The 13876-nt window shown below is 37.9% G+C and carries 10 protein-coding genes; 6 read left to right on the top strand and 4 right to left on the bottom strand.

Annotated elements, in window-relative coordinates; genetic code table 11:
- Positions 1 to 5: 5 nt before the first annotated feature.
- A complete protein-coding gene (locus IGQ45_07805) occupies positions 6 to 761 on the bottom strand; it encodes a segregation/condensation protein A (protein MBF2057117.1) in 756 nt (251 codons plus the stop codon).
- Positions 762 to 992: 231 nt separating this feature from the next.
- Between IGQ45_07805 and lepB the strand changes: the two genes are divergently transcribed.
- Together lepB and sir are read left to right on the top strand one after the other, a co-directional pair.
- Entirely contained in the window at positions 993 to 1535 is a 543-nt protein-coding gene (gene lepB, locus IGQ45_07800) for a signal peptidase I (protein MBF2057116.1), read from the top strand.
- Between the two features lie 175 nt (positions 1536 to 1710).
- On the top strand, positions 1711 to 3624 hold the full coding sequence (gene sir / locus IGQ45_07795) for a sulfite reductase, ferredoxin dependent (protein MBF2057115.1): 1914 nt from the start codon (positions 1711 to 1713) through the stop codon (positions 3622 to 3624).
- A 237-nt stretch (positions 3625 to 3861) separates the two neighbouring features.
- On the opposite strand, the gene rimM is transcribed toward sir, so the two are convergent.
- Entirely contained in the window at positions 3862 to 4506 is a 645-nt protein-coding gene (gene rimM / locus IGQ45_07790; GenBank protein ID MBF2057114.1) for a ribosome maturation factor RimM, read from the bottom strand.
- Positions 4507 to 4580: 74 nt separating this feature from the next.
- Between rimM and IGQ45_07785 the strand changes: the two genes are divergently transcribed.
- The gene (locus IGQ45_07785; GenBank protein ID MBF2057113.1) at positions 4581 to 5492 is read left to right on the top strand and encodes a transporter substrate-binding domain-containing protein; all 912 of its coding nucleotides are present in this window, start codon (positions 4581 to 4583) and stop codon (positions 5490 to 5492) included.
- A gap of 575 nt (positions 5493 to 6067) precedes the next feature.
- On the opposite strand, the gene IGQ45_07780 is transcribed toward IGQ45_07785, so the two are convergent.
- On the bottom strand, positions 6068 to 8161 hold the full coding sequence (locus IGQ45_07780; GenBank protein ID MBF2057112.1) for an elongation factor G: 2094 nt from the start codon (positions 8159 to 8161) through the stop codon (positions 6068 to 6070).
- A gap of 378 nt (positions 8162 to 8539) precedes the next feature.
- On the opposite strand from IGQ45_07780, the gene glgB reads away from it, so the two are divergent.
- The 3 genes from glgB (at position 8540) to IGQ45_07765 (ending at position 12009) form a co-directional block, all read left to right on the top strand.
- A complete protein-coding gene (glgB, locus tag IGQ45_07775) occupies positions 8540 to 10819 on the top strand; it encodes a 1,4-alpha-glucan branching enzyme (GenBank protein ID MBF2057111.1) in 2280 nt (759 codons plus the stop codon).
- 196 nt (positions 10820 to 11015) lie between these two features.
- Positions 11016 to 11270 carry a hypothetical protein gene (locus IGQ45_07770; protein ID MBF2057110.1) on the top strand — a complete coding sequence of 85 codons (255 nt, stop codon included), beginning with the start codon at positions 11016 to 11018 and terminating at the stop codon, positions 11268 to 11270.
- A gap of 208 nt (positions 11271 to 11478) precedes the next feature.
- Entirely contained in the window at positions 11479 to 12009 is a 531-nt protein-coding gene (locus IGQ45_07765) for a universal stress protein (GenBank protein MBF2057109.1), read from the top strand.
- A 14-nt stretch (positions 12010 to 12023) separates the two neighbouring features.
- Here the strand turns inward: IGQ45_07765 and ovoA are convergent, their stop codons facing one another.
- The gene (gene ovoA / locus IGQ45_07760; protein MBF2057108.1) at positions 12024 to 13370 is read right to left on the bottom strand and encodes a 5-histidylcysteine sulfoxide synthase; all 1347 of its coding nucleotides are present in this window, start codon (positions 13368 to 13370) and stop codon (positions 12024 to 12026) included.
- Between the last annotated feature and the right edge of the window lie 506 nt (positions 13371 to 13876).

Genomic DNA, 13876 nt, shown 5'->3' with positions numbered 1-13876 from the left:
AATTTTTAAAGAGAAATAATACTTAAATCTTGATAAAATTCTTCTTGAGATAGTTCTACTTTCGATTGAGAAGCTAGTAATAATAGCGCCCAAAAAATTCCTACCCGATCTTTTTTTTCAGTTTCTTGATACTGACTCCAGACATTAATTAAATCATCAAAATTTAAGGTTTCATTTTCTGGTGACAAAATATGATTATTACTCACTAAAAATTTATTTAATTCTTCTGCTAATCCTGTTAAGTTTTCGTCATGGGCTAATTCTGTGACAGTTTTTTGAGCTTCTTTTTTAGTATATTTTTTGGTCTTTTTTATATTTAATTGATGAAGATTATTATTTTGTTGTAATTCCTTTTCAATTTCCTGTAATTGAGTGATTAATTCTGCTAATGTCACCCTTCTTTTACGAGGGGGAGGGGCGCTAGTTCTTCTTTTTATTTGTTCTTCTAAATTGAGGGGAGGGCGCTGGATTCTTACAGATGATTCTAAAGATAAAATATCTTCATTTTCTTCCTCTTGTTGTTCTAATCTTTCCAGAGTATCTGCTTTTAATAAAACTAACATGGAAGCCCATAACATCACTTGTCCAGAGTGAGATAAATCAGCATTAAAATAGTCAAAATTATCACTATCTTTAATGCCTAATTCAGCAAGAAAACGATCAATAATTTCGATTACTTGCACATCCCAAGGATTAATTTCTCCTTTTTGGGCTAAATCAATTAGCATGGCAATAGCTTCACTGGCTGGACTATTGTTCATAATTTGTGGTTAAAACTTGCTTAAAAAATTGTTGTAAAAAAGATCAAAAGGGCAAAGAGCAAGGGACAAAGGGCAAAGGTAAATTTAAAGATATTTTGAACTACCGTGTTTCTATCCTCATGTCTTAAAAGACGAGGTTTAAAATTATTTATTCTTCGATAATTTTTATAACTTTTAAAAAGATTAACATTCGTGATAAACTGTATTTTGTTAATGGGTTAAGATGTTGAAATGGAAACCAAGTCATCGGTAAAACAACAGGTTAAAGAAAATATTTTAATTATCACTGCTGGATTAATTCTAGCGTTACTAATTAGAATATTTATCGCCGAACCTCGTTATATTCCTTCTGAGTCTATGTTACCGACTTTAGCTATCGGAGATCGCATTGTGGTAGAAAAAATTACCCCTCATTTTTCTACTCCCCATTTTCAAGATATTATCGTTTTCACTCCTCCGCCACAGTTACAAGTTCTCGGTTATGATTCTAGTCAGGCTTTTATAAAAAGGGTGATGGGCGCTTCGGGAGATACCATTGCAGTTCATGATGGCATGGTTTATGTTAATGATCAACCCATTGCGGAAGATTACACTCTCGAATCCCCCAACTATGAATTAGCGCCCATAACTATCCCTGAAGGTTATATTTTTGTCATGGGAGATAATCGTAATAACAGTAATGACTCTCATATTTGGGGTTTTTTACCAGAAAACTATATCATCGGTAGGGCAATATTTCGCTTTTGGCCTCTTGCTGGTTTTGGTTATCTTTAAGTAGGGTTTTTGCAAAGTCAGAATCAAAACCCTTTGCCCTCACCCCCAACCCCTCTCCCACAGGAGAGGGGAGTAATATTTTCGAGAGAGTTAAATATTAATTATTTATTAAATCCAGCGCCCTCCACCGATCGCCATTACAATAAGAGAAGGAATATAAAACAACATAAGACTAATGACAGACAGTATAACTATCCCTAAAAAACCCTCCAAAGTGGAGGTAATGAAAGAAAATAGTAACTTTTTAAGAGAACCTGTAGCTACAGAATTACTACAAGATACTACGCATTTTAGTGAAGATGCCATCCAAATTCTCAAATTCCATGGCTCATACCAACAAGATAACCGAGATAATCGCATCAAAGGACAAGAAAAAGATTATCAATTCATGTTGCGCACCCGTAGCCCCGGCGGTTTCATCCCACCGCAACTATTTCTCGCCCTTGATCAACTCAGCGAAGAATATGGTAATCACACCCTTAGAGTTACCACTCGTCAAGGTTATCAAATTCACGGTATCCTGAAAAAAAATCTCAAAACCGTGATTAGTAGTATTGTTAAAAGTATGGGGTCAACTTTAGGCGCTTGTGGTGATTTAAACCGTAATGTCATGGCGCCCCCCGCCCCTTACAAAGATCGTCCAGAATATCAATATGCGTGGGAATATGCCGATAAAATTGCCGATTTATTGACACCGCAGACGGGCGCTTATTATGAAATCTGGTTAGACGGTGAAAAAGTAATTAGCGCCGAAGAAGCGCCCGAAGTAAAAGAAGCGCGCCAGAAAAATGGCAACGGCACAATTTTCCATGACTCCATCGAACCAATTTACGGTACTCATTATATGCCACGCAAATTCAAATGTTGCGTCACCGTGCCGGGAGATAACTCCATTGATGTTTATACCCATGATGTCAGTTTAGTAGTAATTACTAACGATGCAGGAGAATTAGAAGGGTTTAACGTCTTAGCTGGAGGCGGTTTAGGGCGCACCCACCGCAAGGAAGATACTTTCGCCCGTAGTGCTGACGAAATCGGTTATGTTGCTAAAGATGACATTTTTGATCTTGTCAAAGCCATTGTAGCCACCCAAAGGGATTACGGCAATAGAGTTGATCGCCGTCACTCTCGCATGAAATATTTAATTAATGATTGGGGTGTAGAAAAATTCCGCAGTCAATTAGAAGAATTTTTTGGTAAAAAAATCGAGCCTTTCAAATCCCTTCCTGACTGGAAATATGAAGATTATTTGGGATGGCACGATCAAGGTGACGGTAAAAAATTCTTGGGCATTTCCGTAGAAAATGGTAGAGTAAAAAATGATGGTACATTTCAACTAAAAAGCGCCCTCCAACAAATCATCGCTAAGTATGAATTACCCACGCGCTTAACGGCAAATCATAACATCATTCTTTATGAAATCGATCCCCAATGGCAAAAAGATATTAACGCCATTCTCAAGAAAAATGGTGTAGAAACAGACGTTAAGAAAGTCAATCACTTAACCCGTTATGCCATGGCTTGTCCAGCTTTGCCTACCTGCGGTTTAGCTACTACAGAATCTGAGCGCATTTTACCTAGTATTTTAGAGCGTATGGATACCCTGTTGGCTAAATTAGGCATGGCAAAAGAAACCTTTGTAATTCGCATGACAGGCTGTCCTAACGGTTGCGCGCGCCCCTACATGGCGGAAATTGGCTTTGTGGGTTCAGCGCCCGACACCTATCAAATCTGGCTGGGTGGTTGCCCTAATCAAACGAGACTCGCTCAGGTATATGTAGAAAAACTGAATATCAGTGAGTTAGAGACATTTTTTGAGCCTCTACTGGTGTTTTTCCGTGATAATAAGCAAAAAGCGGAGACTTTTGGTCAATTTTGCCATCGTGTGGGTTTCGATGCTTTAGGTCAATTTGCGGCGCAATACGATCCTACTACATACAAAGTTACCAAAAAACGCCGTAATCGCAAAAGTGAACATCGCATCACCGTTAACGAAGACTGGTATCAAACTTTGAAAGCCACTTCTCAAGCTGAAAATTTGCCCATGAGTGACATTGTGGGGAGGGCGCTGGAAGCCTATTTTAAATAACTAGGTTTTGCTGAAAAAGTGCAATCGTGAAGTGAAGGGAAAAGGGCAAGGGTGAGTAGGTTTCAGGCTTCAGGTTGCAGGTTTTAGGTGTAATTTTCAAACCTATTACTAATACCTAATACCTAACACCCGATACCTGACACCTTTACAGCTATGCTTAAAACCTTTGTTTAGAAATAGTTTTGAGTTATGAATTACGAATTAATAATTTCCTTTGCCCTTTGCCCTTTTCATCAATTATTCATTGTCCATTATGATAGCCTCTTCCTCTTTTAATAAGCCCAAAGGAGGATCAATTTTAACGATTTTTTGTTCTAAATCGATAATCGGCACTATTTCTTTAACAAAAGGAATTAAAACGGTTACGGGTTTATTTTGTTTCGGTTTAAGTTTTTTGCGTTTAGAAATGCGACTGATTTGGCTTAAATCTTTTTCTGGGGTGGTGTCGATGTCGGGCTGTTTATGTAGTGTCACTTCCAAAATATCATTTCCTGCACTGAAAACATCCGTAACGATACCAATATTTTCGCCGTTTTGTTGGTTGTAAACTTCTAAACCAATTAAATCATTCACATGATACTCGTCACTGGCAAGGGAAGGGCGCTGGTTTTTATCTACATATAATGTCGCACCTTTCAATTTTTCAGCGCCCGTCCTATCTTCCACTCCTGCTAAACTAATGACATATATTCCTTTTCCCGGCACTTCTTGCCCTTTGATTAATTCTACGGCGACGGGCGCTTGATTAGGGATTTTTAACCATCTTTCTCCTTTTTGTTCAAATCTTTCGGGAAAATCAGTGGTTATTCTTACTTTTAGTTTTCCTTTCAATCCTTGGGGCGCTACAATCGTGCCAATTTCCAATAAGTCGTCAATATCCAATCTCCTTTACTCCTTCAATCATAATTAATTTATTACCGTTTCTATTGTAACTACATAGCGATCTTAAATCATTCATGAAATATCAATTATTAGGGAAAAATATCGGCAATAAATTGAATATTAAAATTGCAGTCTTAAGTTTTCTCACCAAAAACTTACTAATTAAGTCTATTAGTATCACCAGCGCCCTTCTCCTTTTATCCCAATTACCGGTAAATGCTCAAAATATTTTGAAAGAAATTGAAAATACAGGGATATTAAAAGTAGGCATTGCTGATAATGCCATTCCTTTTGGCTACCGAGACGACAATCAAGAATTAAGGGGAATTTGCCTTGAGTTTGTAAAATTAATTCAAAAAAATTTGACTGTTATTCTTAATCGCCAAAGTATCACTACTCAAGTTTATGTTTCTAACCTTAAAAATCGTTTTCAATTAGTCAATGATGGTGTGGTATATTTAGAATGTGGAGCTAATACCATCAGAGAAATTGAGGGTTATAACGTTACATTTTCTGACCCTTTTTTTATAACAGGATTACAATTTTTAACTAAAAAAAATCAAGTTAATAATATTAATTCGACTAATAATAATTTACGGTTAGGGGCGCTGAATAATACCACCACTGCCGACTATTTAAGCCAACAATTTTCCCAAGCTAATTTACGTCTTTTTGATGGTGCTAACGGTGCAAAACAAGGGGGGAGGGCGCTGGAAAACAATAGAATAGATGCTTTTGCCAGTGACGGTATTTTATTAGTTGGTATTGCCTTATCTTTAAATTTGCCACTAAATGGAGAATATGAAATAGTGCCAAAAATACCTTTAACTTGTGAAAAATACGGAGTTATTCTACCAGCAAATGATCCCTTATGGAATGATTTTATTAATCAAATTATTATGTCTGTAGAACCCGAAAACATAATGGGCGCTTGGTTAAACTTTGCTGAAGATTCCGTTAAGGAATCTCCAGATTGTAGCCTATAAATAGGGTTTGCGGAAAAAGTGCAATCGTCAGGTAAAGGACAAAGTTGAAAGGGCAATGGGCAAAGGTTTCAATGCTTAAAAAGTGCCAAAAATACTCTTTTTTTGCCAAAAAATTTGTATTTCTGATCCCCTAATCAAAGATTATTGATACAAATGAGCAATTTATGAAAAATAACTATTTGGCTTAACTCTTTAATTTATAAGCATTTCACCTGAAACCTGAAACCCGACACCTCCCCTCACTAAAATACTTTTTCAGCACCACCTAATTAGGAGTGGTTAGTTTTTATCAATATTACTCCCCTCTCCTGTGGGAGCAGGGCGTTTTCATTCTCAAAAATGTTAGTTTCTCAAACTAGCCAATAATCTGAAATTCAGAGGTTTTTAACTACTAATAAATCAATTAATAGTAAAAAATCCTCCTGTCTCCCTGAATCTCCCCCCTTTTTAAGGGGGGTTGGGGGGGATCATCCTTATATTGTCTTCTTGTCAAAAACAAATCAATTTTGATCCTGACTTTGAAAATCCCCTGCTGTGGGAGAGGGGTTGGGGTGAGGGCAAACCATCTCAATCAATTATTTAGCTAAAGCTAATTCACGCTCTTTCGCTTCTGTAATCACCTGATCGGCAATATTTCTCGGACAAGGAGCATAATGATCAAACTCCATAGAGAATTGACCACGCCCAGAAGTCATGGTACGCAAATCACCGATGTAACCAAACATCTCACTCAAAGGCGCTTCTGCTTTAATTCTCACACCCATAGGAGTGGTACTTTGAGACTTAATCATGCCACGACGACGGTTAAGATCACCAATGACATCACCAATGTGATCTTCAGGGGTGAAAACATCCACATTCATAATCGGTTCTAAGATTTGAGGACCTGCTTTAGGAATAGATTGACGATAACCAGCTTTGGCAGCAATTTCAAACGCAATGGCACTAGAGTCCACGGGGTGGAAAGAACCATCGGTTAAAGTGACTTTAAGGTCAACACAAGGATAACCAGCTAAAACACCTTTGACGATACTGTTTTCAAAACCTTTTTGCACGGCGGGCCAAAACTCACGGGGAACGTTACCTCCAGTAACTTTAGATTCAAACTGGAAGCCTGTACCCGGTTCGCCCGGCTCGATGGTGTAGTCAATACGTCCAAATTGTCCAGAACCTCCAGACTGCTTCTTGTGGGTGTAGCTATCATTAACCACTTTAGTGATGGATTCACGGTAAGCTACTTGAGGTTTACCGACTTCCACTTCTACCCCGTGGGTACGTTTGAGAATGTCCACTTTAATATCGAGGTGCAATTCTCCCATGCCTTTAATGATGGTTTCACCGCTTTCCTGATCGGTTTCTACATAAAAAGAGGGGTCTTCTTGTACCATTTTACTTAATGCCATACCCATTTTCTCATTACCGCCTTTTTGCTTAGGCTTAATAGAAATGGAGATAACGGGATCGGGGAATACCATTGGTTCTAGGGTGGCAGGATGATTGGGATCACAAAGAGTATGACCAGTTTGAATGTTTTTCATGCCCACGATGGCAACAATATCACCGGCTTGGGCTTGATCGATTTCAATACGATCATTGGCGTGCATTTCCACAATTCTGCCCACCCGTTCTGTTTTACCAGTGGCGGTATTAAGGATAGTCATACCTTTCTCCAACTTACCAGAGTAAATACGAGTAAAGGTTAAGGCGCCGTAGCGATCATCCATGATTTTGAAAGCTAAGGCTTTTAAAGTTTCATCGGGATCAACTTTGGCAAATTCACCAGTTTCATTACCATCTAAATCCACGATTGGTTGTGGGTTAACTTCGTCGGGCGCTGGGAGATAGTCAATTACTGCATCAAGAACTAATTGTACCCCTTTATTTTTGAAAGAAGAACCGCAATAAGTGGGGAAGAAAGCTAATTCACGAGTACCTTTGCGGATACAGGCTTTAATATCCTCAACGGCGATTTCTTCTCCTTCGAGATATTTTTCCATGAGTTCATCATTTTGTTCTACTGCAGTTTCGATTAACTGTTCACGATACATTTCGACCTCGTCTTTCATGTCTTCGGGAACATCCTCAACGGTATAGTTCATGGGGTCTCCCGAATCATCCCATATCCAAGCCTTACGGGTTAATAAGTCCACCATACCTTTAAAGTCATTTTCAATACCGATGGGTAAAACCATGACCAAAGGAGTAGCTGCTAAAATTTCTTTAACTTGTTTAACAACATTGAAGAAATTAGCGCCTGTCCTGTCTAATTTATTAACATAGATGATCCGAGCTACTTTGGAATCGTTGGCATAACGCCAGTTGGTTTCTGATTGAGGCTCAACCCCACCAGAACCGCAAAATACACCAATACCGCCGTCAAGAACTTTGAGAGAACGATATACTTCGATGGTAAAGTCAACGTGACCGGGAGTATCAATAATATTAAATTGATAATCTTTCCAAAAACAGCTTGTGGCGGCGGATTGAATGGTAATACCTCTTTCCTGTTCTTGTTCCATAAAGTCGGTGGTAGCTGCACCGTCATGTACTTCACCGATTTTGTGAATTTTACCAGTTAATTTAAGGATTCTTTCTGTAGTGGTGGTTTTACCAGCGTCAACGTGGGCAAAAATCCCAATATTTCTATATTTGCTAAGGTCTTTCTTCATAATGTCTTTGTATAAGAATACGGTCTTTGTTGGTTTTTTTAACCCTATTTTGGTTTATTTGAGTTCAAAAACGTTGCATACTTTGATATTGCAGCATTTTCTTTAGTATTTATTCTATAGACTGATGTTTAATTTCTGGTCTATGTTTATTTCTCAATTTCTTGGTAATTATATCACATTGTTACAATCGATTAACATTGCCCTACCTGTCCCAATGAAGGAAGTAGAAAAAAGTGAAAAGTTTAATCCTAGCTTGGCCAGACATGGATTAAAAAGAAAATTGCATAAGATTTAATTTTAAATTCTAAATTCTAAATTCTCAATTCTAGGTATCATAAGGGCAATATATAAAAAAAACCTTTAACTGATCAAAATTAGATGCCTAGTAACATTAGTCAACACCAAGTAGAACAAATTGTTAATAATCTACATCATGACCCTTTTGAGATTTTAGGCTCACACCTATTATCCGATGACGGAGAAAGTAAAATTTACATAGTAAGAGCCTATTTACCGAAAGCCACAGAGGCTTATGTCATATCTCCAGAAAATCGCATTGAGTTTGAGATGCAGTCTCGTTTTCATCCCCATTTTTTTGAATGTGAAATTGAAATTGAAGAATTAGATAATTATCAATTAAGAGTAAAGGAAGGAGATCAAGAAAAGGTTATTTATGATCCCTATCAGTTTAAATCTCAAACTATTACTGATTTTGACCTCTACTTATTCAAGGAAGGTAATCACCATCGCATTTATGAAAAATTAGGAGCGCACTCCATCGTCCAAAATGGCGTTAAAGGGGTATATTTTGCCGTTTGGGCGCCCTCCGCCCGTAATGTTTCCGTTTTGGGTGATTTTAACAATTGGGACGGCAGAGAGCATCAAATGCGTAAAATAGATAATATTATTTGGGAATTATTTATTCCTGATGTGGCGACGGGCGCTCATTATAAGTATGAAATCAAAAACTGGGAAGGGCATATTTACGAAAAATCAGACCCTTTTGGCTTTGCCCAAGAAGTGCGCCCCAAAACCGCTTCCATTGTTGCCGATTTAGACTCCTATCAGTGGCATGATCAAGAATGGCTCGAAAAAAGACGCAATACCGATCCCCTTTCTCAACCCATTTCCGTCTATGAAATGCACATCGGTTCATGGCTTCATACTTCCAAGGAACAACCGCCCAAGCACTACGGCGAAAAAACCGAAATGACCACCGCATCTGATCTCAAACCTGATGCCCGTTTTCTCACCTACTACGAATTAGCAGAAGCCCTCATCCCTTATATTAAAGAATTAGGCTATACTCATATTGAGTTATTACCCATCGCTGAACATCCCTTCGATGGCTCTTGGGGTTATCAAGTTACAGGATACTACGCTCCTACTTCTCGCTATGGCACACCCGAAGACTTGATGTACTTTATCGATCAATGCCATCTTAACGGTATTGGGGTAATTGTGGATTGGGTACCCGGTCATTTCCCTAAAGATGGTCATGGTTTAGCCTTCTTTGATGGTACACACTTATTTGAACACGGCGATCCTCGCAAGGGTGAACATAAAGGATGGGGTACATTAGTATTTAACTATGGACGAAATGAAGTCCGTAATTTTCTAGTGGCAAACGCGCTATTTTGGTTTGACAAATACCATATTGACGGAATCCGAGTTGATGCGGTAGCTTCCATGTTGTACCTCGATTATGACCGAGAAAATGGGGAATGGGTAGCCAATGACTATGGTGGCAGAGAAAATATTGAAGCAGTGGACTTTTTAAGGCAAGTTAACAGCACCATTTTTGGTTACTTCCCCGGTATCTTATCTATTGCCGAGGAGTCCACCTCTTGGGCAATGGTTTCTCGTCCTGCCTACATGGGCGGTTTAGGCTTTAACATGAAATGGAACATGGGCTGGATGCACGATATGCTAGACTATTTCGCCATGGATTCTTGGTTTCGTCAGTTTCATCAAAATAACATCACTTTCAGTATGTGGTATCACCATAGTGAAAACTATATGTTAGCGCTCTCCCATGATGAAATAGTCCATGGTAAAAGTAATATGATCGGCAAAATGCCGGGAGATGAATGGCAAAAATTTGCTAATTTACGCGCTTTATTTAGTTATATGTTTGCGCATCCGGGCAAAAAAACCATGTTTATGAGTATGGAATTTGGGCAGTGGAGTGAGTGGAATGTTTGGACAGATTTAGAATGGCATCTTTTACAGTATGAATCCCACGGTAAATTAAAGGGATTTTTTAAAAATCTGAACGCTTTATATAAGTCTCAACCTGCTTTGTATGATAATGATTTCACAAAAGAAGGTTTCCAGTGGATTGACTGTAGCGATAATCGTCATAGTGTGGTTTCTTTTCTCCGTCGCGCCAAAAATAGTGATGATTTTATCGTCGTTGTCTGTAATTTTACCCCTCAACCCCATAGCCATTATCGAGTAGGTGTGCCTGAAATGGGATTTTATACCGAAATCTTTAACAGTGATTCTAAAGACTACGGTGGTAGTAATATGGGTAATTTGGGGGGAAAATGGACTGAGGAATGGCCTTTCCATACTTATTCTCAATCTCTCGATCTTTGTTTACCTCCTTTAGGTGTTTTGATGTTAAAACTAGATCGTGACGCTGTAGTTAGTTAAGTCTGTTTGGCAAAGGGCAAGGGTTGTATGAATTATGAATTATGAATTATGAATTATAATCTCCCTTGCTTTCTCTTCTCCCTTTCTTTCCCTTCTCCTCACGGCACTGCTTTTTCAGCAACACCTATTTATTTTTAATGGTGGCGTTCTTTTTTGAATTTTATATAATTTTACAGTGAACTAAATTTGTGATCAAATGACAGGAAATATTCTGACGGAAATTTTTTTGCCTGTTGCCTTAATTATTATTATGTTAGGTATGAGTTTATCTTTAACCACTGATGATTTTAAACAAATTACCATTAAGCCAAAAGCAGTTTTTGTCGGTTTATTTTGTCAGTTAATTTTCTTACCTTTGGTTGCTTTTTTCTTGGTATGGTGGTGGTCTTTAAATCCTGAAATTGCTGTGGGAATTATGTTATTATCGGCTTGTCCGGGGGGCGCTGGTTAGTTATCTTTATGGGAAACAAAATAATACTAAAACAAAACCTATTTAAATCATGGTGAAAAAGTCAAGTGGTGAGGGCAAATGGACAATTGATAATTATGAGGCTCTATCATTTGATATTGATATATTAATTTTTTTGTCAAAAAATCATCACAACAGGGCGATTATGTCATAGTAAAATATAAAGATTATATAGATATGGGGTAATAATATGGAACAAGTATCATCGACTCATGAAACCAGCGCCCCTCGCCCTTCTTTTCAAAGGATTTTAGTAGCCTTAGAATATCCTTTAACTAGCTCAGAAATATTAGCAGTCGCCTTAGATATAGCCGAAAAATATCAAGGGAATTTAATGATGTGTCATTGCTTAGAAGAAAATTTAGCTCCTCATTCAGAAATGTTAATGCCTTCCATGATTAGCACCGGTATTTATTCGGCGGAAATCTGGGAGGTGGAAGCGGAAGTTTTTGCCGAGCATCGAGATAAAATTAGAACTTGGTTACACTCCCTCAATGAAGAAACCCAAAGCAAAGGTATCCAAAGCGATTATGTTTGCTTGACTGGGAATACGGGCGCTGAAATTGTCGCTCTCGCTAAAGACTGGGGCGCTGATCTAATTGTCACCGGTAGAAGGGGTAGAAAGGGCTTATCAGAAGCCTTTTTGGGTAGTGTTAGTAATTATGTCTTTCACCATGCTTCCTGCCCTGTTTTAGTCGTACAACATCAAGACAATGGATAAAGATTTTACAAATGTTAATTTTGGACTAATCTAAACCCAGCGTGTTGATAAAAATGGGGGCGAAACCAATTACGATAAAAAGGTAGTGATTCTGTGCCGTTAGTCATCCAAGCGCCCCCCACCAATAGATAATGTCGGTTATCAAAAAAGGGCGCTGAATAATCTTCATAGAGATAATGAGGAGTAAATCCTGATAGGGGGGTGAAAGTTTCCCCTAACCATTCCCAAACATTACCACGCAAATCCACGATACCACTGTCACTAACAGCGCCCTCCGCCACGGGATTAGGGGAATGATAACGTAAATTGAGATTATAGTTAGTCAGAGACTCATCATCTTTTTGACGTGCCAAATGCCATTGTGCCTCCGACATCAATTGATACTTTTCCCCCGTTTTGGCTTCTTGATACCGTAAAAATGCCATAGCTTCATGATGATTAACTTCCGCAGGATAATCTAAGGGTAAATCAAACTCATGAAAAAGCGCCCGATACCGATAAAATTGCCCCTCACACAGCCAAAACTTAGGATGATGACGATTTTCGCCATTCAACCATTTCCAAGCCTCTGGAGACCAAAATTCGGGGTTTTCATAGCCTCCATCTCTGACAAAATCGAGAAATTCTCCATTTGTCACCATATATTTACTCACTCGAAATGGTTTTACTTCCACTTCTCTACTACCATAATCTACATCCCAACCATAAAAAGGATGTTCTAAGGTAATACCTAAATTCACTTCTCCACCCTCAACGGTAATCATTTCCTGTTGGGGTGGTTTACCTAAAGAGGGAAGATAATCCCAGCCGGAGGGCGCTTTTAATACGTCTAATGGTAATTGTCTTAATAACATTGATGAGGTTTCAATGTGGATTCTTTGATGCTCAATACCCATGATTATTGCCCACCATTTACTACTAGGAGTAATGGGTAAATCAAGATCAGTATTTTCAATTAAGTCAATAATAGTTTGGTAAACTTGTTGACGATAATTCTCCAAACTTTTTAGAGAATATTGACGTAATTTATTAATGATTTTTATTAATTCTCCGGGATATTCTGGATCGACTCCCATCTCAAATATCTTTTCGTAGTCAGGGTTAATCCTTTTAATATTCCAACCTGCTATCACTAATTTATTAATATAAAATACGGCAGAATGTCCAACATAAAAAATTAAAGGGTTACGCAGTTTATCAGGATTTTTATAAAAAATATCTTCATCAATAATACTTTTAAATACATCATTTTCTAAATGCCATGCCTGTTGAAAGTAAGCAATAATTTCTAATTTATGACAATTATTTAATTGTGGTATCTTTAGCTGATTTTGCACTGGGTGTCGGGCGCTGGTTTTCATATAAATATATGGTGTTGAAAAGGTGGAGTCGTGAGGGCAAATTGACAGTTGACAATTATGAAGTTTTACTATCTCAGTCTAGTATATGTAATCTTGTGTTTTAACTACGTATTTACTTTAAAAAATGTGATTTTGTACATTTTGAGGTTGGTAATCTGTCTTATCTTACAGCTCATTTCACATGAATAAACCACGTTTTTTTTTGTTTCTCGCAAAGGCGCTAAGACGCAAAGGGAATCTTTGTGACTATCTAAATTATGGTTTAAGGAAATGAAAACTGCTGTAAATCCGCTTAATCAATTACAAATTGGTAATATCAATATCTTAGTTCAATTTATTGAACGTAAACTCATTAGCCGTGTAATTCATTACACGGTGGGTAAATGACTTAATATTAGATAAGCTAAGACGCATTGATTAGGTATATAATTTGGGTTAGAAAAGATAAAATTTAGGTGTAATTGATGCCTTACAAAAATTTTTTGTCAGAGGAAGAGAGAAAGTAT

Source organism: Cyanobacterium sp. T60_A2020_053 (assembly GCA_015272165.1).
GTDB lineage: Bacteria > Cyanobacteriota > Cyanobacteriia > Cyanobacteriales > Cyanobacteriaceae > Cyanobacterium.
The sequence above is the reverse complement of the archived record's forward strand: the minus strand, read 5'-3'. Positions and strand labels throughout refer to the sequence as shown.

Bases quoted from the DNA above. Each gene is read 5' to 3' on its own strand.
- IGQ45_07765 (MBF2057109.1), top strand. From the start codon at position 11,479: ATGGAACAAGTATCATCGACTCATGAAACCAGCGCCCCTCGCCCTTCT.
- IGQ45_07770 (MBF2057110.1), top strand. From the start codon at position 11,016: ATGACAGGAAATATTCTGACGGAAATTTTTTTGCCTGTTGCCTTAATT.
- IGQ45_07785 (MBF2057113.1), top strand. From the start codon at position 4,581: ATGAAATATCAATTATTAGGGAAAAATATCGGCAATAAATTGAATATT.
- lepB (MBF2057116.1), top strand. From the start codon at position 993: ATGGAAACCAAGTCATCGGTAAAACAACAGGTTAAAGAAAATATTTTA.
- sir (MBF2057115.1), top strand. From the start codon at position 1,711: ATGACAGACAGTATAACTATCCCTAAAAAACCCTCCAAAGTGGAGGTA.
- IGQ45_07805 (MBF2057117.1), bottom strand. From the start codon at position 761: ATGAACAATAGTCCAGCCAGTGAAGCTATTGCCATGCTAATTGATTTA.
- IGQ45_07780 (MBF2057112.1), bottom strand. From the start codon at position 8,161: ATGAAGAAAGACCTTAGCAAATATAGAAATATTGGGATTTTTGCCCAC.
- ovoA (MBF2057108.1), bottom strand. From the start codon at position 13,370: ATGAAAACCAGCGCCCGACACCCAGTGCAAAATCAGCTAAAGATACCA.
- glgB (MBF2057111.1), top strand. From the start codon at position 8,540: ATGCCTAGTAACATTAGTCAACACCAAGTAGAACAAATTGTTAATAAT.